Raw genomic sequence first — 23656 nt, forward strand, 5'->3', positions numbered from 1 at the left:
GCTCAAGCATTGCCGCCCGCCTTCTTGCTTTCGCAAGGCGGGCGGACGGATTGAATTTGGACCTTGTCGCCTCAGGCCGCGCGTCGGGTGCGTGTTTCGTTGGCGCCCTGCTCGCTAATGCGAAACTGTGCGAGCAGCTCGTTCAAGGTCGCGGCTTCCGACGCCAGACCGTGGCTCGCGGCCGTCTGTTGCTCGACCATGGCGGCGTTCTGCTGCGTGCCCTGATCCATGGTGTTGACCGCCGTATTGATCTCCTGCAGACCTGTCGACTGTTCGCGCGAGGCTCGCACGATCGCTTCGATATTGCGGTTGATCTCCTGAACGTCCCGCACGATCACCTCAAGCGCTTCGCCCGTCTGGTTAACAAGGGTAACGCCGTTCTTGACCTGCTCGCCGGAGGCGGTGATCAGGGATTTGATCTCCTTTGCCGCCTGCGCGGAGCGCTGTGCGAGCTCGCGGACTTCCTGCGCGACCACGGCAAAGCCCTTGCCCGCCTCGCCGGCACGGGCTGCTTCGACACCGGCATTCAGCGCCAGAAGATTGGTCTGGAAGGCGATGTCGTCGATGACGCCGATGATGTTGGAGATCTCGCCGGAGGATTTTTCGATCATGTTCATGGCGCCGACGGCCTTTTCGACGATCTCGCCGGATTTTTCCGCGCCGCCGCGGGCTCGCGTGACGAGTTGGCCGACTTCTTCCGCCCGGCGGGCACTATCCTTGACCGTTGTCGTGATTTCCTCGAGGGCTGCCGCGGTCTCCTCGACAGAAGCGGCCTGTTGCTCGGTGCGGCGTGCAAGATTATCCGCGGCGGCGCGGATTTCTCCCGCACCGGTGTCGATTGCCTGGGCATTGCGCCCGACGGTCGCCATGGCGTCGTGGAGCCGTGCCACCGACGTATTGAAGTCGGTTCTCAGGCGGTCGAGATCACCGGCAAAGGGAACGTTAATGCGATGGACGAGATCGCCATTGGCAAGACGGCCAAGCCCATCGGCGAGCGACTGCACGGCGGAAGCGATCTGTTCCTCCTCAATGGCCCTGAGGGCTTCGCGGTCGCGCCGCTCCTGCTCGCTCAGCATCCGCGTATCTTCGGCCTCCTTCGCAAGGCGACCACGCTGAATCATGTTGTCCCTGAAGACAGCGACCGCCGCGGCCATGCGCCCGAGCTCATCCTTGCGATCGGTTCCTGGAATTTCGGCGGAAACGTCACCGCCGGCAAGCTTGCCCATGGCGCTCGTCATCTGCAGGACCGGGCGGACTACCAATCTCGACAGCAGCATCGCCAAGACGCCGATCAGGGCGACGACGCCGATAGCGGTCGCGGCGGTCGCAGCAATCCGGAATTTGGCGACGCCGGCAAAAGCAGCGTCGCGGTCGATCTGCACGCCGAGATACCAGTCGGTGCGCGGCAAGCCTTGAACGGGCAGGAAGCTGACAAGGACGGACTTGCCGTTGAAGATCGTTTCGGAAATGCCGGAGCCGATCGCAGGCGTTGCCTGCGGAAAGGCATCGGCGAGCTTCTTGGTGACCAGCTGCTGATTCTGATGGACAAGAATGGTTCCATCGTTCTTCACCAGGAATGCCGAACCTTTGCCGCCCATGGTGACCGACTTGATCATGGAGACGAGCGAACCGAGCGAGAAGTCGCTTGCGGCAACGCCGAACAGCTTGCCGTCGCGCTTGACCGGCATGGCGGCGCTGATGATGAGGTTGCCCGTCGAGGCGTCATTATAGGGATCGGTCAGGACCAGCTTGTCGGCCTTCACGGCATCCTTGTACCAGGGCCGCTTGCGCGGGTCGTAATCCGCCGGAAGCGGCTGATTGGGAACGCTGGTGAAGACGCCCTGCTCGTCTCCGACATAGGTGGACATGAATTCGCGCAGCAGAACGGGATTGTCGAAGGCGCCGCTGATGCCAGCCGGATTTCCAGCCTTGGCGGCGGCATTGGCGGCAAGTTCGGTCAGCATGACGCGTGCGCCCAGCCAGTTCGAGATACTCTGCGACGCCTGAAGACCGGAGGATTCGATCTCTCCCTTGACCGCTTCGCTGGCGGCCGTGCGCTGAAGGCTGTCTATGTAAATTGAAAAACCGGAGAGGGCGGCGATGACGACCAGAGATGCCACCACCAAAATTTTCGTCATCAAATTGAAACGGGTTTGCACGGGATCGGTCCTTTACGGTGATCCAGCGTGTCGATGATTGAAGAAGCCGACGCGCCGGATGGGCCAAACGTCATGGTCATTCCAGCAAATGCCGTCATGGCGCCGCGAATGTCTTGATGAGACATGCGGTCAGATATGCTTGAGAAGCGTTAAGGTGCCTTTAATCATGACCGATCGATGACCACTGGGGAAGAAGCAGGCAGCAGATGCCATATTCTTAGCCCAATGAAACCTCAACCTGCGATAGCCTTCAGGTATCTCTCAGTAGAACGTTCCACCACGCGATTGCCGTCGATCTCGATCGTTCGACCGGGGAATGCACCGTATATCGCTTCGAACCGATAGGGTCGAACCGCTTCCGATATCGCCGTCACGGCCTTGGCGTCGAGCGGAACGAGGTTTGGGTAGCTGCGCATGAAGCTGACGAACTGGCGGTCCATGGTCACCTGCATCGTGTCGCCGACGAAGAGCGCGCCGCGCCCGCCTTCGAGCCAAGGGCAATAGAGCACGCAACTGCCGTCGAAATGGCCGCCGCAACGGATCATGGTCGCCTGGCCAATCGACAGTGTCTCGCCTGTCCATGGATGTAGCGCCCCATCGCGCCTTTGCACCCATTCGCTATCGTTGGCGTGGATATGGATCGGCACGCTGACGCCGGCGGCGCTCCATTCGGTCATCGACGAATAGAAATGAGGGTGGGAGATCGCGATCGCGCTTAAGCCGCCCATGGCGGTGATCCGTGCCTTGCTAGGCTCGTCGATAAGGCTGAGGCAGTCCCAGAGGATATTGCCGTCAGGTCCTTCGATCAGAAAGGCGCGCTGGCCAATGCCGAAATGAGGCGAGATCTGCAGACTGTGGACGCCTTCCGCTTCCTCGTTCCAGATTACCTCATGCTTCTGGCCGAGGCTCGCCATGTCTGTCCATTCCTGTCCCGATTGAGGTACGAACTGGCGCTCGTCTTCGCAGATTGGGCAGGCCAGAGGTGGTCCGTCGCCTTCGTCGAACTGTGTGCCGCATGTGATGCAGATAAAATGCGTCATCTCGAACTCCTCGCCAGTCTGTCTTTCCAGCCTGCGACCACGGACCCGCCGCACGGCAAGTGAAGGCTTCTGTGCTATATTGGCCAGACCTTGGACGGATCAAAGCAAAAAGGCGACGCAACAACCCTCAGACGATCTCGTTGGAGACAGAAAATCGTCGCTTTCAGGCCGACCTTTCTTGGGAAAATGGATATTCCTAACGAATGGTGGTAGGATTCATGGCAATCCTATATCTATGATTTTTAACGTAAAAATTCTTATTTCATCGATTTATGACAATCTGACCTTGCAAAAGGCGCCAAGACAAAGAAACATAGTCGGCTAATGAAAGTTTAGATAATCGCGATATTGATGCCCAGCATCGTAGGCATATGGAGGACCACTATGGCGCTTATTCTCGGCCTCGTTGCTCTGGCCGGCCACATCGCCCTTCTGCTCTGGGGCACGCGCATGGTCCAGACCGGTATCCAGCGCACATTCGGGCCTGATCTGCGCTCTTTTCTCGGCCGGGCGCTCAGCAATCGCACGAAGGCTTTTTTTGCGGGCATCGGTGTCACCGCCATCCTGCAGAGCAGTACGGCAACCGGCCTGATGGCCTCCGGCTTCGCGGCGGGCGGCCTGGTGGATCTCGTGCCGGCACTTGCCGTCATGCTGGGAGCCAATGTCGGCACGACCCTGATCGTTCAGGTGTTGTCTTTCAATGTCGCGGCGGCTTCGCCGGCGCTAATCCTGATCGGCGTGCTGATGTTCCGCCGAACCGGGAATTCACGCGTGCACGATCTTGGCCGCGTCATGATTGGGCTTGGCTTCATGCTTCTGGCACTGCATCAGCTCCTCGACCTGATGACGCAGTATGAGGGGTCGAAGGCGCTCGCCTACGTCCTTGATGCGATCGCCGCGACGCCGGTGCTGAGTATGCTTCTCGCAGCTATTCTGACATGGGCCGCCCATTCCAGCGTGGCTGTGGTTCTGCTCATCATGTCGCTTGCAAGCAAGGGGCTCATCGATGTCGATCAGGCCTTTGCTCTCGTTCTCGGTGCCAATCTCGGCACCGCGATCAACCCACTCATCGAAGGGCAGTCGGGAGCGGATCTATCGGTGAAGCGTTTGCCCATCGGCAATATGCTGACACGCATTGTCGGTGTGATCGCGATGATCGCCCTGTTGGAGCCAGCCGCACGTCTGTCGGCGATGATCGATGGCGACAGCGCCCGAGCTGTCGCCAATTTTCATACCGCCTTCAATGTCGTTTTGGCCGTGGTGTTCATGCCGCTATTGCGGCCCTATGCCGATCTATTGACCAAATTGCTGCCGCGGAAGATCGACGAGGCCGATCCGACGCGCCCGAGATATCTTGATCCGGCGGCCAAGGAAACGCCCGTGGTTGCTCTCGGCGCGGCAGCGCGCGAGGCGCTGAGACTGGTCGACGTGCTCTCGGAAATGCTTGCGGGCGCCAAGTCTGCCTTATCGGACACGGATCGAAAGGCGCTGACGCGATTGCGATCGCTGGACAATATCCTCGACAGCCTGAACACGGCCGTAAAGACCTATCTGACATCGATCGATCCCGACGAGCTTGGAGAAGCCGACCGGCGGCGTCTGAACGAGATCCTGCTGTTTTCGATGAACATGGAACATGCCGGCGACGTGCTCGACCAGAACCTTCTGCCGCACCTGGCAAAACGCCTGCGTCGCGGTTTGAGTTTCTCGAAGGAAGGACAGCTCGAACTGGCGACATTGTTCGACCGATTGCAGTCGAACCTCCAGACGGCGGCTGCCCTGTTCATGACGCAGAATGAAAGTGCCGCCCGTATGCTGGCGGAGGAGAAGGTGATTTTCCGCAAGGCGGAGCGCGAGGGGACGGAAGCCCATTTCCAGCGCTTGCGCCAGGGCGGGATCGAGACCGCCGAGACCAGCTCGCTTCACCTCGACCTTCTGCGCGACCTCAAGCAGATCAATTCCCACCTCGTCGCCGCCGCAGCATATCCCGTTCTGGAGGAGCGCGGCGAACTCTTGCAAAGCCGGACGCCGAGCCCGGTGCCACCGGTTGCAGTGACTGCACATGACTAAAAGATCTATTTCAGCCGTCTGTCGGGCGGTTGGGCCGGAATGCGCGGCGCCGATGTGGCTTCGATATGCCCATTGGTGACAGCTGCCCCGTCGGTCGCAGCGCTGCGCCATCAAAAGTTCCTTTGACTCCATCGTGAGAGCCATCGTGTAGGGAGGTAGTCAGCCAGATCGCTGGGACCTGCAGGTCCTGGCTTATGTGGGGACCCTGAGCCTTTATCATAGATAGTCAGATACTCGCTTCTGTAGGACAGCGTCCGTCAGGGGGCTCGCCGCCAATTTCGTCGCGAAGGCGCGACCGGGATGGAGAACGTCCCACGGCGAGCGATATTGCGTCGCGACGGTCTGATGCAGGTCAAAGGCTGCTTCCTTGCCGTAACCACGACCCATGGCCTCCTTCGCCAGTTCGAAGCGATGCGTGGCGCTCGGGAACCAATGGCCGAAATGCCTGATCATTTCAGCCTCGACGACCTCTGGATCCTGCGGCTTGGGTTTGGCGCGGGGAAGACCCGGCGTTTCGTAGAGCAGGATGCCGTCACGGGCGATGTCCACGAAGAAGGGTCAACCATACGCGAGCTGCTTATTGAGGTCCGTGACGGAATGAACGATGAAGTTGACCGGCGTTGCCAGATGTCTGGTGACCGTCAGTTCCCGTAGGAAGCGATCGATACCCCGGTACCAGAAACGTGGATCGGCAAAGGTTTCAGTCGTAACGACGACGAGCAGGTTATATTCGGAACGACCATCGTTTTCGCGGTCCTCTACCCAGTCACAGCGTGCAAATGGGCTAAAGAGAAGCAGTTTGAGGATACGTCCACCCTTCTCCGTGTCCGACAGTCTGCTCTTTTGCACGTCCTCGAATTCATCGAACAGGATTCGCGCGATCCGTTCCAGTTCACGACGCCTGTTCTCGGGAAGATGGCTGAGGCGTTCAGTAAGGGTCACAGACACGGCAGCCCCCGGTGCAAATGTGCCGTGGAGGGCTTTGCCGTCTTATTTCCCCGAGCAGGCTTTTCATGATGCGCCGCCATTGGCTCCCGGGAGCCGGTCGCTTCCGGGCATGAAGAGACCCGGCTGTAGGGCTTGCCCGATGCGCACCAAATCGGCCAGCGCCGCGCTGACTTGCAGCGAGGGGAAGTCTGGGCCTTTGTCGAAGTGTTCGCCTCCGCACAAGATCACATCAAGCTTGCCGGCCACACCAGCAACCGTCGTGGCCGGCATGGCCATCAGGGCGTCGGCCAACTTCATTTCCATGCGGTCAGATTGGATCTCGGCTTTCTCGACACGACTATATCCCAAAGCGTCATCCAGACGATCCCAAACTTCCTGCCGTTCCCGGAAGGCGGCTATTGCTTGCGCCTTCACGGGCTCATGCCCGGCTGCATCGCCGCATATTCGGTCTATGTCTTCCAGGCTGAACGCACGCACCGGCTTCTTTTTTCCGGGCAGTGTGATTTCCACCTGCGGAAATCCGACGGCGGCGACCATCCTGCTTTCAAGGTCCAGCTGTATGTTCCAAAGCCGCTGCGTTTCATTGCGTGCCGCCAGCCATTGCCGCCAAAGGTCCAGCGCGGGATCGGAGACAACATCGCCGGCCAGCGCCTCGGCGGCGGCCGCGCCATAGTCGAACGGCCATGTCGCCGTGGCTGCCATCGTGCCCGTCAGCAACATCCTGCGCGTGACGGAAGACAAAGTCGTGTTATTGTCAGAATCAGCCATGATCTGAGCTCCATACAGCTTGGTTGTGGTCAGGCTGGGCGCGGTGCGCGAACACCGTGTTCAGCCGCGTTAAGGGCGATTGATCCTTTTGGATCATACTGAAATGATCTAAAGGGATCAATGGGCTTTGGTAACAGCAGGACAGATGCGGGCAGCTCGCGCATTGATTGGAATATCACAGGCAGAGCTTGCTCGTCGGGCCGGCGTCTCTGTGCCGACGATTAAGCGTTGCGAAAGTGAGGGCGAGAACATACCCGTCGTATCTTCCGAAACTCAGCGGAAGATATGTTCTGCTCTTGAAGCTGAAGGCATAGAGTTCATCCCGGAGAACGGCGGTGGTCCGGGCGTGCGATTGGCGAAGAAGACCACGCGTTGAGGCCGGAACAGCGATTGTAAGTTTTTCCTTTTTTCCGCCGTCTCTACGCACCAGTACGACGACGGCTAAATACCTATTGCAAAAGGGTAAATCTTGATTTCTCCCTGGTTCAGGAACAACCAGCAGGGGGCAGCGCTGCCATGCCCGTGCCAGACCGTATCATCCGCTTGAATACCGTGCGTTTCCGCACAGGTCTTTCCCGCTCCACCATCTACCGCAAGATCGCCGAGGGTACGTTTCCCGCGCAGATCAGGATCAGCGTCAACGGCGCGGGATGGCATGAATCCGAGATCAACCGCTGGATCGCAAACCCCGTCGCATGGCGGCGGCCGAAGGGAAAGCGCGATGATGGCCGATGATAGAAAGCTCAATGACAGAGAGGAGCTGGCGAATGACAATCAACCGCCTGATGGACAGGAGGGAGCAGGCAAGGCCGAGGCTTCCGAGCGGCTGAACGCGATTGTGCTGTCCATTGCCCGGTTGATCGGCAGGCAGATGGCGCGGGAACACTTCGAAGCGTTGCGGGCTGCCAGTGACAATCGGGGCAGAAGCGAAGACAGCGCAGAGGATGACAATGGATAATGGGATCCACCATTCAAAACATTGACATCCTATGGGATGTCTATAAATTCTCTGCCATGAGGCTGGTTCTGGATACCAATGTGATCGTAGCGGCGTTCCGCAGCCGGAATGGCGCAAGCAACCTGCTTCTGCGCTTTGCTGATCGGGGCATGGTGACGCCGCTTTGTTCGACGGCGGTGTTTCTGGAGTATGAGGCGGTGTTGAGCCGCGAGGAAACCCGACAGGCGACCGGACACAGCCTTGAGGATGTCGCTTCGGTGATGAGCGCGCTTGCCGCCATTGCCGAGGGCGTCGATATCTCGTTTCGGACGCGACCGATGCTCTCCGATGTCGCCGACGAAATGGTGTTGGAAGCTGCCTTAAACGGACAGGCTGAGGCCATCGTGACGTATAACGTCAAGGATTTCCGTCCGGCGCTTGGATTGGGCGTGACCGTGATAACACCGGGAGAGATTGTCAGGAGACTGAACACATGACGCAGACCCAACGCTATAAATACCCGCTGCAACTGCCGCAGTCGCTCAAGGAGACGGCGGCGCGTCTGGCACAAGAAGACGGCGTGTCCCTCAATCAGTGGATTATTTCTGCGGTCGCGCAGAAGATCGGGGCCGTTGAGACGGCCAGCGAATTCCTGAAAGCGCGTGCAGGTACGACGAAGCGCGGTGCGCTGACAGGCTTGCTGGACAAAGCGCCGGATGTGCCGCCGCTGAAGGAAGACACCATCTGATGCAATGCATCGGGCCTGAACGGATGCGGTGAAAGCCTTTTTGCTTGCTGGAGTGGGCCGGAACGAAACGGCGCCCACAAGCGCCCACGAAAGTGGCGCAACTCTCTACGGTCACCACATAGGCGGCGATTCCATTGACAACAGATTGTCGCCGCCGTGGCCGCCTATGATTCCATGAGGCGCTCGGCGCTGAACTTGTCCGTTATCAGCGTATCTATAACTCCGATCCTCAGGGCGCCGGCGATTGCCGCTGTCTTCTTCGCTCCGCCGGCAAGCGCGATGACCCGATCGACCCGTTCGAGATCTTCTAGCGGGAAGCCGATCACGCGCTCATCGAGCGGCGTTTTGACAGGCTTGCCGTCCTTGTTGAAGAACCGCAGCGATATATCGCCGACCGCACCGGCCTCGGCAAGATCGGCGAGCTCCCGCGACGAGAAGATATTGCCGGATCTCGCCAGCAGTTCCGACGGCTCCACGGCGCCGATGCCGACGATGGCGAGCGTGATGCTGCCGAAAAGATCCATGGTCTCCCGCACGAACGGATCCGCCTGCATCAGGAGTTTAGCCTCGCGCGAGGTCGTAACACCCTGTACTGGAAGAAGCTTCGGTTCGGCGCCGGTCAGTCGAGCGAGGCGGGTGGTCAGCTGGGTGGCATGAGTCTGGACCGACGGGTCGCCCATGCCGCCCAGCGTCTGAACGACGTACTTGGCCTGGGCGCTCTTTTGCGGATGAATGTTTTCCACCATCCTGAAGATCGTCTGGCTCCAGCTCGACACGCCGATGATTTCGCCGGGTGCAAGCGTCACCTCCAAAAGATGCGCGGCGGCTTCGCCGATCCGGGCCATGATGGCGCCGTCGCGGTCCTCCGTGCATTCGACGACGATTGCCTCGGGGAGACCGTACTTCTCGCGCAGCGCTCCTTCGAGTTCGCTGTAGGTGCCGACGGGCGGAATGACGCTCGTGCGAACGATATCTTCCGCCTCGGCCCGTTTCAGCATTCGCGACACCGTCGCCTGCGACAGGCGAAGGTGCTGCGCGATATCCGCCTGCCGCTTGCCCTCTATATGGTACATCTGGGCAACTCTTGAGATGAGGCGGAGTTCGTTAAGGCGAGCCATCGTTGATCCCGGGGTGAATTTTTATTCACCTTTAACCGGAGTTGCGCGCAACGTCGAGCGGGCCAGCGCATCATTCCACCTGTTCAGGAGGCCTGTACTGTCGATGTTCTCCGGCTCGATGATCTTATTGTTTCTCGGAAGCGCCGCGATGGCGACGAGATCCGGCCACAGGCCTATCGAGAGACCTGCGAGATAGGCTGCCCCTAGAGCGGAGGCTTCCGGTGCCTCGCACTGGATGATGGCGTGCCTCACCAGGTTTGATACGCACTGCATGAGAAAGTGGTTCTGGCTCGGGCCGCCGTCGACATAAAGCGTGCCGAGATCGTCACCGCTCTGCGCCCGCATGGCCGTAATCACGTCATGAACCTGGAAAGCGATCGAGTCAGTAACCGAGCGCGCCATCTGCGCGCGGGTTGTGCTGAAGTTGATCTGTGAGAAAAGGGCACGGGCGTCGGAATTCCAGTAAGGGGCGCCCAAACCGACGAAGGCGGGCACGAAGCCCGGGCCATCAGGCTCAGCGGTCGCCGCTAGGTCGATAAGGGAGCCAACATCCGGAAGGCCCAGGATGCCGGCCATCCAGGGCAGGCTCGCGGCGCACACGAGGATATTGCCTTCGAATGCGAAGGTCGGTTGTCCGGCGATGCGCCAGGCGACCGTCGTGGTGATGCCGTTGCGCGGCGCGATGAAGCGCGGAAGAGTGGTCATGACGGAAGACCCTGTTCCGAAGGTCGCCTTGCTGTCGCCCGGCTTGAAGGCCCCGTGTCCGAACAGGGCCGCATGGCTGTCCCCGATGGCCGATCTGATCGGCGTGCCGTCCGGAACGCCGGCAAGGCCGTGCGTTGTTCCGAAGTCCGCGGAACTGTCGAGTACCTCCGGAAGGAGCCGGATATCGACTCCGAAAATCGCACCCAATTCCCTGCTCCAGGTTTGGGCCTCAAGGTCGAACAACTGGCTTCGCGCGGCGTTCGAGGCGTCGCAGACATGCTTGCGACCGCCGGTAAGGCAGTGAACGAGCCAGCTGTCGATCGTTCCGATGCGGGCCTTTTTCCCATGCGCGACCCGATCGAGAAGCCATCGGAATTTCGGACCAGGAAACATCGGATCAAGGGGGAGGCCGGTCAGCGCCTCGACGCGCTTGAGATGTCCGTCCGCGATAAGACGCTCGCAATCCGACGCGGTGCGCCGGCATTGCCAGCTCAAGACCGGTCCGAGCGCCTTGCCAGTTTCGGCATCCCAAATGGTGACGGATTCCCGCTGATTGGAGATCGCTATCGCTTCGATTGTCGCGACGGGCGCGCTTCGCAGGCATAGTGCGATCGCTTCACAGACGGATGCGTAAATCCGATCGGGATCCTGCTCGACCCAGCCGGGCCGCGGATAGGAGATGCCTACCGGAGCCGAGCCTCTGGCAATGATGTCTCCGCTCTCGGAGACCAGTACCGCCTTGGAATTGGTGGTTCCCTGGTCGATTGCCAGAATGGCCCGCATCATATCCTCCACCCGAGCATGGTACCGAAAAGTGTGAGCGGTTCTCGAACGACATCATGCTCTATTTCTTTGATTTCAAAGCGGATTCAGACTTTGGCTCTATTCCAGCTAAAATCATCCGCCTCCAATTACTGGAACCGACGGCAATCCGCCTCGGTTCCAATGCGTCTGTTTGTCTACTTGCGCTTGATAAGCGCTTGCGCGGCGTCGGCAATAGCTGGTGGGGCCATGCCGAATTCATCGAGCAGGAATTCGGCAGAACCGGTCGGCGCGTAGATGCCGGGAACGCCGAGGCGCGTCATCGGCACGGGGGCGTTGTCGACGACAACCTCGGCCACGGCCGATCCCAACCCGCCAAAGATCGAATGTTCTTCCGCCGTCACGATCGCGCCGGTTTCCTTGGCGGCGGCAATGATGGCATCCTCGTCGATCGGACGAACCGTGGCGAGATTGATCACCCTGGCCTCTATGCCGCGTCGCGCTAGGATATCGGCGGCCTTCACCATGCGATGGGTCAACGTTCCGTTCGCAATGAGCGTAACATCGGAACCTTCACGCAAGAGATTGGCCTTTCCAAGCTCGAACTTGTAGTCCTCCGGCAGCAGGTCGGGCACGCCGACCCGAGACAGGCGCAGGAAGCAAGGGCCATTGTAATTTGCCGCCCATTCCACCGCCGCCGCCGTCTCTATGCGGTCGCAAGGCGCGATCACGGGGAGGTTGGGCAGAACTCGGGTCCAGGCGAAATCCTCTATCGAGTGATGGGTCGGGCCGAGCTCCCCATAGGCCATGCCGGAGGAAATGCCGACGAGCTTGACGTTAGCGTTCGAGTAGGAGATGTCGGCCTTGATCTGCTCAAGCGATCGACCTGTGAGGAACGGTGACGCGCCGCAGACATAGGGGAGGCGTCCGCCATTGGCGAGGCCCGCGCCCACGCCGACCATGTTCTGCTCGGCGATGCCGACATTGACCAGCCGATCGGGGAATTTGGACTTGAAGCCGCCGAGCTTCGAAGAGCCGACCGAATCGTTGCAGACTGCGACGATCGTTTCGTTCTCGGCGGCAAGGCGTTCGAGCGTCGCTGCGAAAGCGTCTCGGCAATCATGGAGCTTGGGTGCGTTCACGGGCGCGTTCATTAAAGTGCCTCCGACAATTCTGCCAATGCGACTTCGTACTGTTCCTTGTTCGGAACCTTGTGGTGCCAGTCGACACGGTCCTGCATGAAAGAGATTCCGTGCCCCTTGTTGGTGTGGGCCACGATGCAGTGGGGGCGCTCGCTTCGGCGCTCGAGCGCCGGGACGACCTCGTGCATGTTGTTGCCGTCGATTTCGCTGACGTCCCAGCCAAAGGCTTCGAGCTTCGGGCGAAGAGGTGCTATGTCGTTCGTATCCGAAAGCGCGGCACCCTGCTGGAAACGGTTGTGGTCGACGATCAGGGTGAGGTTATCAAGCCGGAACTGCGCCGCGGCCATGATCGCCTCCCAGTTGGAGCCTTCCTGCATCTCGCCATCGCCGGTGATCACGTAGGTATGGTAGCCGGCCCCAGATAATTTCGCCGCCTTGGCCATGCCAACCGCGACCGGCAGGCCGTGTCCGAGAGGACCAGTATTGGTTTCGACGCCCGGCACCTTGTTGCAATTGGGGTGTCCATTGAGCCGCGAATGCGGCTTCAGGAACGTCGAAATCTCGTCTTCCGGGATGAAGCCGCGTTTCGCCAGAGTGACGTAGAGCGCGCACGCCGTATGTCCCTTCGACAGCACAAACCTGTCCCGATCGGGATGTTTCGGCTGATCCGGCCAGACGCGCAGCACGCGGAAATACAACGCGGTCAGAAGGTCGATCACGGACATCTCGCCGCCAATATGTCCGGCCCCTGCCTCGTAGACTGCCTGGAGGTCTCGCAGACGTATCTGGCGAGCAACACGTTCAAGTTCGGAAGGCTCCATTATTTCCTCGTGTGAATAAATATTCATTAGTTTATATTTTTGCACACGAGGGCCGTTAGTCAAGCCCCCATATATCCATTGTCAGTAAAACAGGCAGATAAGACCCGGTTGACAGCGCCAAAGTGAGTTGGTAATGAATTTTCCAGCATATGTGAATAAATATTCTAGCTTGAAGTTCTAGCCGCCAGACATGGCCGCTAGCCTCAGGTCCCTGGGAGGAATGATGGTGGCGATCGACGTTAATGAACAGAGCCGTCCGTCCGTGGCATGGCTGAGAAAGCTCACCGGTGCTACCGGACCGCTTGTCGGATTGCTCGCTCTTTGCGTTTTCTTGAGCCTCAGCACCGATGCGTTTCTTTCGCTCCGCAACGGCCTCAACATTCTCGATCAGATCACCGTGCTCGGAATCATGGCCGTCGGCATGACTTTCGTCATCCTGATCGGCGGCATCGACCTTTCCGTCGGTTCGGTTCTTGCGCTGTCCATGATGGTCATGGGCTGGACGGCAAATATCGCCGGCCTGCCGCTTGCCGCCGGCATCGTGGTTGCACTTGCCTCCTCCGCGGTGAGCGGACTGATCGTCGGGCTTCTCGTCACTCTTTTCAGGGTTCCGGCCTTTATCGCAACTTTGGCTATGATGTCGGCCGCGCGGGGCGTCGCGAACATGATCACGGATGGCCAGCAGATCGTCGGATTTCCCGACTGGTTCATGATGCTCGCGATCGATCGCCATTTCGGCGTGCTGACGGCAACGGTCTTCCTGATGCTGGCGGTCGTCGCCGTGGCCTGGGTGTTCCTTCACTTCCGCTCCGAGGGGCGCATGCTCTATGCCGTGGGCGGCAATCCGGAAGTGGCTCGTCTCGCCGGCATCAATGTCCAGCTCGTGACGATTGCGGTCTATGTCGCAAGCGCGGTACTTGCCGGTCTTGCCGGTATCGTACTGGCGGCTCGTCTCGATTCGGTTCAGCCATCCAGCGGCTTTGGATACGAACTCGACACGATTGCGGCCGTCGTCATTGGTGGCACTTCGCTCTCCGGTGGGTCCGGCGGTATCGGCGGTACGCTGATCGGCGTCCTGATCATCGGTGTCCTGCGCAACGGTCTCAATCTGCTCAACGTCTCGCCATTCCTGCAGCAGGTCATCATTGGCATCGTCATCGTACTCGCGGTCGGTGCGGAAACGATCCGCAGGCGGCGGGCCTGACATTCTGGTCCGCGTCCGGCGGATCCCAGCGATTTCCTCTCCGAAAGGTTTGGAGCGGATCATTTGCCCGAGGGGAGGATATGCCCAAGGGTTCACTAAAAAAGGAGGAAATGAAATGAAACTTGCGCGCATACTTCTGGCCTCGGCCGCCGTGCTGGCGATGTCGTTGGGCTCTGTTCAGGCAAAAGACACCAAGAAGATCGGTCTGGCGGTCGCGAACCTGCAGGCAAACTTCTTCAACCAGATCAAGCAGTCCGTCGAGGATGAGGCCAAGAAGCGTGGCATTCAGGTCGTCACCGTGGATGCCAAGGGCGATGGTCCGACGCAGATCAACCAGATTCAGGATCTGCTCACCCAGAATATCGACGCCTTGATCTATATTCCGGCCGGTGCCGCTGCCGCGAGTGTTCCGGTAAAGCTCGCCAAGAATGCCGGTATTCCTGTCGTCAACGTCGACCGCAATGCCGACGGCGCGCCGGGCGACACTTTCCTTGCAACGGATTCCGTCGCGTCGGCCAAGGCCGTTTGCGACTACATCCTCAGGCAGGCCGGCGGCAAGGGCAAGATGGTGATCATCCACGGCCAGAAGGGCACGACGCCTGAAGTCGACCGCAGCAAGGGTTGCGCCGAATCGCTGAAGGCAAACCCCGGCGTGAAGGTGGTTGCCGAGCAATATTCCAACATGTGGGCCCAGGACGAGGGCTTCCAGATCATGCAGAACATGCTGCAGGCAAATCCCGACGTATCGATCGTGTTTGCTCAGGCCGACGCGCTTGCCCTCGGCGCCGCGCAGGCGATCAAGGTTGCAAACCCGTCCCAGAAGATCGTTGTCGGCGGCTTCGACGGCGATACGGCGGCTCTGGAAGCGCTCAGCAAGGGTGTCTTCGATGTGACCGCGACGCAGCAGACGCAGAAGATGGGCCGCGACGCGGTCGCCAATGCCGTCAAGCTCGTCGCCGGCGAGAAGGTGCCCGCGGTGCAGCTCATGGACGCCACGCTGACGACCAAGGAAAACGTGGCCGGCTTCATCGCCAACCACCCGTAATCGTCCTGAAATCTTGAGGAGGTGTGCCGTGACTGAGCCCGTTCTTTCCCTGAGGGGCATATCCAAGCGCTACGGACCGCTTCAGGTGCTGAAGAATGTCAGCCTTGATGTCTATCCGGGTGAAGTGGTCGCGCTTCTCGGTGAAAACGGCGCCGGCAAATCGACCTTGTCGGGCATCATCGCCGGATCACGCACGCCTTCCGAGGGAACGATGACATGGCTGGGGCAGCCCTATGCCCCCGCCACGCCGCGCGAGGCGATCGACAAGGGCGTCGTCCTGATCCATCAGGAATTGCAGCTCCTGCCGCATCTTTCGATCGCCGAAAATGTCTTCATCGGGCGATGGCCGATGAAGAACGGGGCTGTCGATCGCCCTCAGATGGTCCGGCGCGCCCAGGAACAGCTCGCACGCCTGAACCTACATATTCCAGCGACACGCAAGGTCGCGGGCCTGTCGACTGCCAATCAGCAGCTCATCGAGATCGCCAAGGCGCTGGCGCTCAATGCCAAGCTGCTGATTCTCGATGAGCCGACCGCAGCGCTTGGTGGCGCGGAGACGGAAGCGCTTTTCGAGCAGGTGAGAAAGCTTCGGTCTGAAGGTGTCGGCATCATCTACATCTCCCACCGCATGGAGGAGATCAAGCAGATCACCGATCGCATCGTCGTCCTGCGCGATGGCGAGCGGGTTCAGGAGTTCGCCGACAGCGCCACACCTGTTCGTACCATCGTCGAAAGCATGGTCGGCCGTTCGCTGGACCGGATGTTCCCGGCTCTTCCCGAACCGACGGATCGCCCTGTTTTGCAGGTCAGCGGATTGAGTTCGCCTGACGGGTCCTTCGAGGACGTGACGTTCGAAGTTCGCGCCGGGGAGATCCTCGGCATTGCCGGGCTGGTTGGTGCCGGCCGCACCGAACTCGTCCGTGCCGTTTCTGGCGCTGATCCGATCATCGCCGGCTCGATCAAGCTGGAGGGTGAGGAGCTCAAGCTTCGCAATCCGGCCGATGCGATCGCCAAGGGCATCGTGATGGTGCCCGAGGATCGCAAGGAGCAGGGTCTCGTCGTCGGCCATCGCATCAGTGAAAACATCATCTATGCCAACCTCGACAAGCTCGGTGGACGCTGGATCACATCACGTGTCAAACGTGCTTTCGCCGAAAAGGCTGTGGCGAAATTCGGCGTCAAAGGCCGGGCCGAGCAATATGCCTCGGACCTGTCGGGCGGCAACCAGCAAAAGGTCGTCATCGCAAAGTGGCTGATGCGTGACCCCAAGGTCGTCGTCCTCGATGAGCCGACCCGTGGCATCGATGTCGGCGCGCGAGCCAGCATTTACGACATCATCGTCAACCTCGCAAAGCAGGGGGTGGCCGTCATCGTCGTCAGCTCCGATCTCGAGGAGGTTCTTGGTGTCTCCAACCGGATTCTCGTGCTTGCACAGGGCAAGCAGGCAGGCATTCTCAATCGTGACGAGGCCAATGACGTCTCTGTCATGGAACTTGCGACAATCTAGACAAACAGAAAGGAAGAGCGGTGTACGACATCACTCTGAACGCCCCGAAGCTTTTCGATCTTGAGGGACAGGTCGCGCTTGTGACCGGCGCTGGAAGCGGGATTGGGCAGCGTATCGCCATCGGTCTTGCGCAGTGCGGCGCCAACGTCGCGCTTCTGGACCGTCGATCCGACGATGGTCTAGCGAACACGGCTTCGCATATCGAAGCTGCCGGTCGCCGTTCCATCCAGATTGCAGCCGATGTGACCAGCAAGTCCTCTCTCGGGGAGGCGGTTGCGCGCACCGAGGCGGAACTTGGGGCCTTGACGCTTGCAGTCAATGCCGCCGGTATCGCCAACGCCAATCCCGCGGAAGAGATGGAAGAAGAACAGTACCAGACGCTGATGGACATCAACCTAAAGGGCGTTTTTCTGTCCTGCCAGGCGGAAGCACGCGCGATGCTGAAGAACGGGCGCGGATCGATCGTCAATATCGCCTCTATGTCCGGCGTTATCGTCAATCGCGGCCTGAGCCAGGCTCATTACAACGCCTCCAAAGCCGGTGTGATCCACATGTCGAAGTCGCTCGCGATGGAGTGGGTCGGTCGCGGCGTCCGCGTCAACACCATCTCGCCGGGATACACGGCGACGCCGATGAACACGCGTCCGGAAATGGTTCATCAGACCAAACTTTTCGAAGAGCAGACGCCGATGCAGCGCATGGCAACGGTCGATGAGATGGTCGGCCCCGCCGTCTTCCTGCTGTCGAATGCCGCAAGCTTCGTGACGGGCGTCGATCTGCTCGTCGATGGCGGGTTTTGCTGCTGGTGATGCGATGAGGAAACTGATTGCCGGCAACTGGAAAATGAACGGTCTCGCGTCCTCCCTGGCCGAGATCGAGGCGCTGAAGGGAATAACGGACCACGCGGCGTGTGACATCGTCGTCTGCCCGCCCTTAACGCTGGTCGAGAAAGCGGTCGAACGGGTGCGAGGATCAGGGATTGCCATTGGGGCACAGGATTGTCACGCGCGGACCTCAGGCGCCTATACCGGAGATGTTTCCGCCGAGATGCTCGCCGAAATCGGCGCTCGTTTCGTCATTCTGGGACATTCCGAGCGGCGCTCGGCCTATAGGGAGACGGACGGCGCAGTTGCGGCCAAGGCTGTCGCGGTCCATGAGACCAGGCTGACGAGCATCATTTGCGTCGGGGAGACACGTGCGGAACGGGACGAGGGCAGGGCGATCGAAGTGGTTCGTGCCCAGCTAGAAGCATCAATTCCCAACACCGCAACCAGTTCGAACACGGTGATCGCCTATGAACCAGTGTGGGCGATCGGAACAGGGCTAGTTCCGACCCTGGAGCAGATCGAGGAGATGCATTCGTCCATCCGCCAGGCGCTTGAAAAGCGGCTGGGAGAAGAGGGGAGGGATGTCAGGATCCTCTATGGCGGTTCGGTCAAAGCATCGAACGCAAGGGCAATCTTCGGCGTTCGCAACGTCGATGGTGCCCTGGTCGGGGGCGCATCCCTGAAGGCATCGGAGTTTGCCGGGATTATCTCGGCCGCCGTTTGAAGTCGCCAGCAACAGGCGGGCGCTCGGCCCCTTGAGCCGGCGCCTGGCGTGGCTGTCACCGCGAAAGGAATAGGAAATGCAGCGTTTCGAAAACAAGACCGTGGTCATCACCGGCGCGAGCCGCGGCATCGGGGCCGCGATCGCCAGACGGTTCGCGCGTGAGGGCGCCAATCTCGTAGTCTCGGCCAATGAGGATTCCGTCCATGCGGTCGCCGATGCGATCAAGGCTGATGGCGGGAAGGCGATTTCCTTCGTCGGTGACGTGACCGATAAGGCCAGTGTGAAGGGGCTCTACGAGGCGGCTGAGGTGGCCTTCGGTGCCGTCGATGTTTCCATCCAGAATGCCGGTGTCATCACCATCGCCCGCGTCGAGGACATGACCGAGGGCGAATGGGACAAGGTCATGGCGGTCAATACCAAAGGTGTCTTCCTCTGCGCCCAGGAGGCGATTGCCCGCATGCGCAAACATGGCCGCGGCGGCCGCATCATCAATACCGCTTCCGGCCAGGCGCGGGACGGCTTCATCTACACGCCGCATTATGCGGCATCGAAGATGGGCGTCGTCGGCATTACCCAGAGCCTTGCCAAGGAAGTCGCGACCGAAGGCATCACAGTGAACGCTTTTTGCCCAGGCATCATCGAAACCGACATGTGGGCCTATAACGACCAGGCTTGGGGGAAGCTTTTGGGCAATTACGGCCCCGGCGAACTCATGAAGGAATGGGTCCAGGGCATTCCGATGAAACGGGCCGGATCGGGCGAAGATGTCGCCGGTCTCGTCACTTTCCTGGCCAGCGACGATGCGGCCTATATCACGGGCCAGACGATCAATGTCGATGGCGGCTTGATCATGTCGTAGTTCGACAATGAGGAACGGTGCGTTCGTTGGGCGGATCGGATTCTCGACGTTTTGGCGATCAAAGCCTCTTGCGGAATGAGGCATTGATCCCTTATCTTTCAATTGTTCTCAGGGCGGGGTGTAATTCCCCACCGGCGGTATGGGGAGTTTCCTCGAGCCCGCGAGCGCCTTCCGAGCTTTCGGAAGGGTCAGCAGATCCGGTGAGATGCCGGAGCCGACGGTATAGTCCGGATGGAAGAGAGCAACGCAGGAGACGCCGCGTCGTGGCGGCGTTCACATGCTTGTTCGCCCAAGGGAAAATGGTGGCTTTGACCGGCCATGCACGCCGTTTCGAACGGCAACCCTTGAAAGGCAGGAAAATGGCAATTTCGAAAATTGAAGATGCGATCGCTGCGATTGCGCGGGGCGAGATCATCGTGGTTGTCGATGATCGTGACCGCGAAAACGAAGGCGATCTGGTGATCGCCGCGGAAGCGGTCACACCGCAGGCGATCGCGTTCATGATGAACCATGCCCGTGGTCTCATCTGCGTTCCGATGGAGGGCGAGAGGCTCGACGAGCTCGATATTCCGTTGATGGTGCCGCGCAACACGGAAGTCCTCAAGACCGCCTTCACCGTTTCCGTCGACTACATTCCGGAAACCACGACCGGAATATCCGCCGCCGACAGGGCGGCAACCGTTCAAGCCCTCGTCAGGGACGGATCGCGTCCGGAGGAATTTGCCCGGCCCGGTCATATCTTTCCGCTTCGCGCGCATCCAAACGGCGTCCTGTCGCGTCCTGGGCACACGGAAGCAGCCGTGGATCTGGCCCGGCTTGCCGGCCTTTCGCCGGCCGGCGTCATCTGCGAAGTGGCGAACGACGACGGCACGATGGCGCGCCTTCCAGAGCTTGAGGTCTTTGCCGAGCGGCATGGCCTCCATCTCGTGACGATCGAGGATCTGATTGCCTACAGGGCCGCAAGCGCTCCCTTCAAGGCTGCCTGATCGTTCCGATACAGCCTATTTTGATCCTGCCCGGATCGATGCTTGCGCAAGGCTCTCCTATGCTCCTTGAGGATGAAGGAGAGCCTTCCTCAGCCTATGAATATGCCCGGCGCCGATCCCGCAGCAACCACCGACCATCGTCGCGCCGGCATCGACCCATGAACAGGCGAAGCGCGAATAGGCGTCGTCATTCAGATCCTGACGGGTCGCGTGAAGGCCCTCGTTGGCGGCCGACTCGCCTTGTTCTCCCTCGAAAGCATTGGCATAGACGCCGATCCGCAGATTATTGCCGCCCTGCTTGAAAACCTCCGCTGCCGCATCGACGGCCTTGCGCATGACTTCCGGTTTGCTGCAGTTGAACAGGAACGCGTCCGCTTCAGATGACGCTGCCCACCGAGCCGCATCCTCGACAAGTTCGCCGGAGCGGAGCTTAGGCGAGGCGCCATTCCTTTGCGCGGCGTCATCCGCAAGCGTGAAGGAGATCCAGAACGGTTTGCCGGTTTCAGCGACCGCCGTCCGAACCGCCTCTCCCTCCGCGATCAAGCTGAGGGTTTCCCCGAGCCAGACATCGACGTAAGGGTCGAGGTTTTCGACCAGAACCTTGAGATAGTCCTGAACGCGTAACGGATCGAAATTCTGTGGTTCGTAGGAGCCGAAGATCGGAGGCAGGGAGCCTGCGACCAGGATTTTTCGATCCTTGCAGGCGTTAGCGGCGTCGCGCGCCAGCCGTCCGGAAAGGGTGATGAGATCAGCCCCTTCCTTCCAGAACCGTTCCTCGCCAATGTGGAAGGGCACGAGCGCGTAGCTGTTGGTCGTAACGACATCCGAACCGGCAGCGATGAATTCGTCATGCACCTGCCGGACAATCTCCGGTGAATCGACCAGCGCGAGCGCCGACCATTCCGGCTGCTTCAGTTCCGCGCCGAGACGCAGCAGTTCGCGGCTCATGCCGCCGTCGAGGATCAAGGGTTTGCTCATGAATGGGATCTCCAGAATGGATCGGATCTGCGGAGAGGTTTGATCTCTCCTTCATGCCGAGGTTAGCGCCGCACCGGCACCTGCGCTTCCAGGAACCGGAAGCTTCGCGCGATGATGGCTGTGATGACGAGATAGAAGACGGTGACGACGATCAGAGGCTCGTAGACCAGCAGGGTGTCCTGACGAACCTTGGTGGCAACGGCATAGAGGTCCATCACGGTGACGGTGAAGGCGAGTGGCGTTGCCTTCAACTGCATGACGATTTCGCCTCCGATCGTCGGCAATGCGATGCGAATGGCCCGCGGCAGCCAGATGCGCCGCGTCAGCGTCAGGGGGCGCATGCCGAAGGCGCGGCCGGCTTCCAGCTCGCCTTTCGGAACGGCCAGCAATGCACCGCGCAAAACCTCCGCCTCATAGGCCGCGTAATTCAGCGTGAAGCTGACGGCCGCGAAGAAGAAACCTTCACGTAGGATCGGCCAGAACAGGCTTTGGCGGATTCCCGGGATCATCGGCAAGAGAGAGCCGACGCCGTAGTAGAGCAGCCAGAGCTGTATCAGCAGCGGCGTGCCCCGGAAGAAGGTGCAGTAGCCACGCGCAAGGCTTCGCAGGATTGGGCCGCCGCTGACCTGGGAAAAGGCGAGGCCGATCGCGATGACGAAGCCGAAGATGACGGAAATCACAAGCAGCGACAGCGTTTGCACGGCTCCCGTCAACAGAAGCGGCCAATAGGCGGATATCCATGAGAAGGTCATGCCAACACTCCTCAGGCAAGCTTCGGCTGGCCGCGGCGCACACGCCGCTCCAGCAGGTCGAAGAGGGCGTTCGAGACGAGCGTGAGAGCGAGATAAATGACGGCGGAAGCCAGGAAAAAGATGAAATAGTGCTTGGTGCTAGCGCCAGCGAGCCGCGTGGCGAGAGCCAGTTCCTGGTAGCCGACGACGGCGACGAGAGCGCTGTCCTTGGTGACCGACATCCATAGATTGGCAAGACCGGGAAGGGCATTCGGCAGCAGGGCGGGTAAGATGATGCGACGGAAACGCAGGCGTGCGCCCATGCCGAAGGCCTTTGCCGCCTCGATCTGGCCGACGGGGATCGCCAGGATCGCGCCGCGCAGCACTTCCGTCATATAGGCGCCCTGCACGAAGCCAAGCACGGCGACCGCGATAGCGAAGCCATTCAATTCGAATGCCGGCAGATTGAGCGCAATGAGGAGCCGATTGAGGCCGTCCATCCCTGCGTAATAGAGCCCGACGATCAGGATCAGCTCGGGGACCGCGCGGACGGCGGTCGTATAGAGTTCAAGCAGCAGCCGGAGCGGCCTGATGCCGGAGAGCTTGCCGAGCGCGCCGCCCGTACCGAGCAGAAGGCCGATCAGAAAAGCGCCGGACGAGATGGCGACCGTGGAGGCGGCCCCGGTCAAGAGTACTCCACCCCAGCCCGGAGGATAGGGGGAGAGCAGGTCCAGAATGCCCTGAGGAGAGGTCGCCATCGTCGCGATCGTTTACTTGGCGCCGTAGATATCGAAGCTGAAATACTTCTTCGTGATCTCGTCGTATTTGCCGCTGGCGCGTACCGCGGCGATCGCTGCGTTGAGCTTAGCCTTGAGCTCGGTGTCTTCCTTGCGCAAACCGCCCGAAACGCCGGCTCCGAGAATTTCCTTGTCGTCGGCGACATCGCCCATCTTGGCGCAGCAATCCTTGCCGCTGTCGCTCTTGAGGAAGGCATCAAGCGCAAGGGAATCGCCGAAGACGTAGTCGATGCGGCCTGCAGCGAGGTCCTGAAACGCCTCGTCGAGCGTTTGGTAGGTCTTTTCGTCTGCAACCTTGGCGAAGTACTTCTTGTAATATTCCGACTGGATCGTCGACACCTGGATGCCGATGGTCTTGCCCTTGACATCGTCTGCCGTCGCTCCGGTCTTCTGGTCCTTCGGGCCGATCAGCGTGCTGGGCGTGTTATAATATTTGTCGGTGAAATCGATGATCTTCGAACGCTCCGCCGTGTTCGACATCGACGACCAGATCACATCGAACTTCTTGCTCTGAAGCGCCGGAATGAGGCCGTCCCAGGAAAGCTCGATGATCGAGCATTTCTCTTTCATCTGCTCGCAAACGGCGTCCATCATATCGATTTCCCAGCCCTGCCATTTGCCGGAGGCATCCTTGGCGAAGAAGGGCGGGTAGGATTCGTTCATGATGCCGAAGCGAACCTCGGCCTGCGCCGTCATCGAAGAGAGAGCGAAGGCAAGCGCGGCGAACAGAGTGGAAGCCATTCTCATATAAGGGATTCTCCTAATGGTGTTGTCTGCGAA

General features: G+C 60.0%; 26 protein-coding genes and 1 riboswitch. Of the genes, 13 read left to right on the plus strand and 13 right to left on the minus strand.

Annotated features, from left to right (window positions below):
- Positions 1 to 71 precede the first annotated feature (71 nt).
- Both mcpU and GDN47_RS19315 read right to left on the minus strand, forming a co-directional pair.
- Positions 72 to 2138: a methyl-accepting chemotaxis protein McpU gene (gene mcpU / locus GDN47_RS19310; RefSeq protein ID WP_152094018.1), complete on the minus strand. Its 2067-nt coding sequence runs from the start codon at positions 2136 to 2138 to the stop codon at positions 72 to 74.
- A 254-nt stretch (positions 2139 to 2392) separates the two neighbouring features.
- Positions 2393 to 3199 carry an MBL fold metallo-hydrolase gene (locus tag GDN47_RS19315; RefSeq protein WP_113353205.1) on the minus strand — a complete coding sequence of 269 codons (807 nt, stop codon included), beginning with the start codon at positions 3197 to 3199 and terminating at the stop codon, positions 2393 to 2395.
- Between the two features lie 384 nt (positions 3200 to 3583).
- Here GDN47_RS19315 and GDN47_RS19320 point away from each other — a divergent pair, with 384 nt between their 5' ends.
- Positions 3584 to 5269: a Na/Pi cotransporter family protein gene (locus tag GDN47_RS19320; RefSeq protein WP_113353204.1), complete on the plus strand. Its 1686-nt coding sequence runs from the start codon at positions 3584 to 3586 to the stop codon at positions 5267 to 5269.
- A gap of 216 nt (positions 5270 to 5485) precedes the next feature.
- On the opposite strand, the gene GDN47_RS19325 is transcribed toward GDN47_RS19320, so the two are convergent.
- From GDN47_RS19325 to GDN47_RS19335, 3 genes are all read right to left on the minus strand, one after another.
- Entirely contained in the window at positions 5486 to 5818 is a 333-nt protein-coding gene (locus GDN47_RS19325) for a GIY-YIG nuclease family protein (RefSeq protein WP_113353203.1), read from the minus strand.
- A 9-nt stretch (positions 5819 to 5827) separates the two neighbouring features.
- On the minus strand, positions 5828 to 6217 hold the full coding sequence (locus GDN47_RS19330; protein WP_145634484.1) for a hypothetical protein: 390 nt from the start codon (positions 6215 to 6217) through the stop codon (positions 5828 to 5830).
- A 63-nt stretch (positions 6218 to 6280) separates the two neighbouring features.
- Positions 6281 to 6985 carry a hypothetical protein gene (locus GDN47_RS19335; RefSeq protein ID WP_152094019.1) on the minus strand — a complete coding sequence of 235 codons (705 nt, stop codon included), beginning with the start codon at positions 6983 to 6985 and terminating at the stop codon, positions 6281 to 6283.
- A gap of 145 nt (positions 6986 to 7130) precedes the next feature.
- On the opposite strand from GDN47_RS19335, the gene GDN47_RS19340 reads away from it, so the two are divergent.
- The 5 genes from GDN47_RS19340 to GDN47_RS19360 all read left to right on the plus strand — a co-directional run bounded on the left by GDN47_RS19340 (position 7131) and on the right by GDN47_RS19360 (position 8670).
- On the plus strand, positions 7131 to 7361 hold the full coding sequence (locus GDN47_RS19340; protein WP_233788507.1) for a helix-turn-helix domain-containing protein: 231 nt from the start codon (positions 7131 to 7133) through the stop codon (positions 7359 to 7361).
- 140 nt (positions 7362 to 7501) lie between these two features.
- Positions 7502 to 7720, plus strand: coding sequence for a helix-turn-helix transcriptional regulator (locus GDN47_RS19345; RefSeq protein WP_113353199.1), 219 nt, complete (start codon positions 7502 to 7504; stop codon positions 7718 to 7720).
- The gene (locus tag GDN47_RS19350) at positions 7707 to 7943 is read left to right on the plus strand and encodes a hypothetical protein (protein ID WP_145321508.1); all 237 of its coding nucleotides are present in this window, start codon (positions 7707 to 7709) and stop codon (positions 7941 to 7943) included. The genes GDN47_RS19345 and GDN47_RS19350 overlap by 14 nt, the downstream gene beginning before the upstream one ends.
- Positions 7943 to 8419 carry a putative toxin-antitoxin system toxin component, PIN family gene (locus GDN47_RS19355; RefSeq protein WP_233788508.1) on the plus strand — a complete coding sequence of 159 codons (477 nt, stop codon included), beginning with the start codon at positions 7943 to 7945 and terminating at the stop codon, positions 8417 to 8419. The genes GDN47_RS19350 and GDN47_RS19355 overlap by 1 nt, the downstream gene beginning before the upstream one ends.
- Complete coding sequence (locus GDN47_RS19360; protein WP_037155628.1) at positions 8416 to 8670, plus strand: toxin-antitoxin system HicB family antitoxin; 255 nt, start codon at positions 8416 to 8418, stop codon at positions 8668 to 8670. Before GDN47_RS19355 ends, GDN47_RS19360 begins: the two co-directional genes overlap by 4 nt.
- A 164-nt stretch (positions 8671 to 8834) precedes the next feature.
- Here GDN47_RS19360 and GDN47_RS19365 read toward each other — a convergent pair whose 3' ends face one another.
- The 4 genes from GDN47_RS19365 to GDN47_RS19380 all read right to left on the minus strand — a co-directional run bounded on the left by GDN47_RS19365 (position 8835) and on the right by GDN47_RS19380 (position 13218).
- A complete protein-coding gene (locus GDN47_RS19365) occupies positions 8835 to 9788 on the minus strand; it encodes a sugar-binding transcriptional regulator (RefSeq protein ID WP_152094021.1) in 954 nt (317 codons plus the stop codon).
- Positions 9789 to 9809: 21 nt separating this feature from the next.
- Positions 9810 to 11276: an FGGY family carbohydrate kinase gene (locus GDN47_RS19370; RefSeq protein WP_113420792.1), complete on the minus strand. Its 1467-nt coding sequence runs from the start codon at positions 11274 to 11276 to the stop codon at positions 9810 to 9812.
- Positions 11277 to 11452: 176 nt separating this feature from the next.
- Entirely contained in the window at positions 11453 to 12409 is a 957-nt protein-coding gene (locus GDN47_RS19375; RefSeq protein WP_113353196.1) for a transketolase family protein, read from the minus strand.
- A complete protein-coding gene (locus tag GDN47_RS19380; protein WP_113331069.1) occupies positions 12409 to 13218 on the minus strand; it encodes a transketolase in 810 nt (269 codons plus the stop codon). The genes GDN47_RS19375 and GDN47_RS19380 overlap by 1 nt, the downstream gene beginning before the upstream one ends.
- A gap of 223 nt (positions 13219 to 13441) precedes the next feature.
- Between GDN47_RS19380 and GDN47_RS19385 the strand changes: the two genes are divergently transcribed.
- The 7 genes from GDN47_RS19385 (at position 13442) to ribB (ending at position 20370) form a co-directional block, all read left to right on the plus strand.
- Positions 13442 to 14422, plus strand: a complete 981-nt coding sequence (locus GDN47_RS19385; RefSeq protein WP_152094022.1) for an ABC transporter permease — start codon at positions 13442 to 13444, stop codon at positions 14420 to 14422.
- A 115-nt stretch (positions 14423 to 14537) separates the two neighbouring features.
- Entirely contained in the window at positions 14538 to 15467 is a 930-nt protein-coding gene (locus GDN47_RS19390) for a sugar ABC transporter substrate-binding protein (protein WP_152094023.1), read from the plus strand.
- Between the two features lie 28 nt (positions 15468 to 15495).
- Entirely contained in the window at positions 15496 to 16974 is a 1479-nt protein-coding gene (locus tag GDN47_RS19395; protein ID WP_152094024.1) for a sugar ABC transporter ATP-binding protein, read from the plus strand.
- A 20-nt stretch (positions 16975 to 16994) separates the two neighbouring features.
- Complete coding sequence (locus GDN47_RS19400; protein ID WP_152094025.1) at positions 16995 to 17783, plus strand: SDR family oxidoreductase; 789 nt, start codon at positions 16995 to 16997, stop codon at positions 17781 to 17783.
- A 4-nt stretch (positions 17784 to 17787) separates the two neighbouring features.
- The gene (gene tpiA / locus GDN47_RS19405; protein ID WP_113353555.1) at positions 17788 to 18525 is read left to right on the plus strand and encodes a triose-phosphate isomerase; all 738 of its coding nucleotides are present in this window, start codon (positions 17788 to 17790) and stop codon (positions 18523 to 18525) included.
- Between the two features lie 76 nt (positions 18526 to 18601).
- The gene (locus tag GDN47_RS19410; RefSeq protein WP_113331064.1) at positions 18602 to 19384 is read left to right on the plus strand and encodes a glucose 1-dehydrogenase; all 783 of its coding nucleotides are present in this window, start codon (positions 18602 to 18604) and stop codon (positions 19382 to 19384) included.
- A gap of 100 nt (positions 19385 to 19484) precedes the next feature.
- A riboswitch (FMN riboswitch) is annotated at positions 19485 to 19631 on the plus strand.
- A 112-nt stretch (positions 19632 to 19743) separates the two neighbouring features.
- Positions 19744 to 20370, plus strand: a complete 627-nt coding sequence (gene ribB / locus GDN47_RS19415) for a 3,4-dihydroxy-2-butanone-4-phosphate synthase (protein ID WP_113353554.1) — start codon at positions 19744 to 19746, stop codon at positions 20368 to 20370.
- A 57-nt stretch (positions 20371 to 20427) separates the two neighbouring features.
- Here ribB and GDN47_RS19420 read toward each other — a convergent pair whose 3' ends face one another.
- From GDN47_RS19420 to GDN47_RS19435, 4 genes are all read right to left on the minus strand, one after another.
- Positions 20428 to 21348, minus strand: coding sequence for a homocysteine S-methyltransferase family protein (locus GDN47_RS19420; RefSeq protein WP_152094026.1), 921 nt, complete (start codon positions 21346 to 21348; stop codon positions 20428 to 20430).
- Between the two features lie 62 nt (positions 21349 to 21410).
- Entirely contained in the window at positions 21411 to 22100 is a 690-nt protein-coding gene (locus tag GDN47_RS19425; protein WP_152094027.1) for an ABC transporter permease, read from the minus strand.
- Between the two features lie 11 nt (positions 22101 to 22111).
- Positions 22112 to 22837, minus strand: a complete 726-nt coding sequence (locus GDN47_RS19430; RefSeq protein ID WP_152094028.1) for an ABC transporter permease — start codon at positions 22835 to 22837, stop codon at positions 22112 to 22114.
- A gap of 12 nt (positions 22838 to 22849) precedes the next feature.
- On the minus strand, positions 22850 to 23623 hold the full coding sequence (locus tag GDN47_RS19435; protein ID WP_113353188.1) for a transporter substrate-binding domain-containing protein: 774 nt from the start codon (positions 23621 to 23623) through the stop codon (positions 22850 to 22852).
- Positions 23624 to 23656: the final 33 nt, after the last annotated feature.

This window comes from Martinezella dioscoreae (assembly GCF_009176305.1).
Taxonomy (GTDB): Bacteria; Pseudomonadota; Alphaproteobacteria; order Rhizobiales; family Rhizobiaceae; genus Rhizobium; species Rhizobium dioscoreae.

Excerpts from the sequence above, each read along its gene's own strand:
- ribB (WP_113353554.1), top strand. The coding sequence starts at position 19,744 with ATGGCAATTTCGAAAATTGAAGATGCGATCGCTGCGATTGCGCGGGGC.
- GDN47_RS19410 (WP_113331064.1), top strand. The coding sequence starts at position 18,602 with ATGCAGCGTTTCGAAAACAAGACCGTGGTCATCACCGGCGCGAGCCGC.
- mcpU (WP_152094018.1), bottom strand. The coding sequence starts at position 2,138 with ATGACGAAAATTTTGGTGGTGGCATCTCTGGTCGTCATCGCCGCCCTC.
- GDN47_RS19380 (WP_113331069.1), bottom strand. The coding sequence starts at position 13,218 with ATGGAGCCTTCCGAACTTGAACGTGTTGCTCGCCAGATACGTCTGCGA.
- GDN47_RS19340 (WP_233788507.1), top strand. The coding sequence starts at position 7,131 with ATGCGGGCAGCTCGCGCATTGATTGGAATATCACAGGCAGAGCTTGCT.
- GDN47_RS19360 (WP_037155628.1), top strand. The coding sequence starts at position 8,416 with ATGACGCAGACCCAACGCTATAAATACCCGCTGCAACTGCCGCAGTCG.
- GDN47_RS19425 (WP_152094027.1), bottom strand. The coding sequence starts at position 22,100 with ATGACCTTCTCATGGATATCCGCCTATTGGCCGCTTCTGTTGACGGGA.
- GDN47_RS19320 (WP_113353204.1), top strand. The coding sequence starts at position 3,584 with ATGGCGCTTATTCTCGGCCTCGTTGCTCTGGCCGGCCACATCGCCCTT.
- GDN47_RS19420 (WP_152094026.1), bottom strand. The coding sequence starts at position 21,348 with ATGAGCAAACCCTTGATCCTCGACGGCGGCATGAGCCGCGAACTGCTG.
- GDN47_RS19390 (WP_152094023.1), top strand. The coding sequence starts at position 14,538 with ATGAAACTTGCGCGCATACTTCTGGCCTCGGCCGCCGTGCTGGCGATG.
- GDN47_RS19375 (WP_113353196.1), bottom strand. The coding sequence starts at position 12,409 with ATGAACGCGCCCGTGAACGCACCCAAGCTCCATGATTGCCGAGACGCT.
- GDN47_RS19370 (WP_113420792.1), bottom strand. The coding sequence starts at position 11,276 with ATGCGGGCCATTCTGGCAATCGACCAGGGAACCACCAATTCCAAGGCG.
- GDN47_RS19335 (WP_152094019.1), bottom strand. The coding sequence starts at position 6,985 with ATGGCTGATTCTGACAATAACACGACTTTGTCTTCCGTCACGCGCAGG.
- GDN47_RS19315 (WP_113353205.1), bottom strand. The coding sequence starts at position 3,199 with ATGACGCATTTTATCTGCATCACATGCGGCACACAGTTCGACGAAGGC.
- GDN47_RS19385 (WP_152094022.1), top strand. The coding sequence starts at position 13,442 with ATGGTGGCGATCGACGTTAATGAACAGAGCCGTCCGTCCGTGGCATGG.
- GDN47_RS19435 (WP_113353188.1), bottom strand. The coding sequence starts at position 23,623 with ATGAGAATGGCTTCCACTCTGTTCGCCGCGCTTGCCTTCGCTCTCTCT.
- tpiA (WP_113353555.1), top strand. The coding sequence starts at position 17,788 with ATGAGGAAACTGATTGCCGGCAACTGGAAAATGAACGGTCTCGCGTCC.
- GDN47_RS19365 (WP_152094021.1), bottom strand. The coding sequence starts at position 9,788 with ATGGCTCGCCTTAACGAACTCCGCCTCATCTCAAGAGTTGCCCAGATG.
- GDN47_RS19430 (WP_152094028.1), bottom strand. The coding sequence starts at position 22,837 with ATGGCGACCTCTCCTCAGGGCATTCTGGACCTGCTCTCCCCCTATCCT.
- GDN47_RS19350 (WP_145321508.1), top strand. The coding sequence starts at position 7,707 with ATGATGGCCGATGATAGAAAGCTCAATGACAGAGAGGAGCTGGCGAAT.
- GDN47_RS19345 (WP_113353199.1), top strand. The coding sequence starts at position 7,502 with ATGCCCGTGCCAGACCGTATCATCCGCTTGAATACCGTGCGTTTCCGC.
- GDN47_RS19355 (WP_233788508.1), top strand. The coding sequence starts at position 7,943 with ATGGGATCCACCATTCAAAACATTGACATCCTATGGGATGTCTATAAA.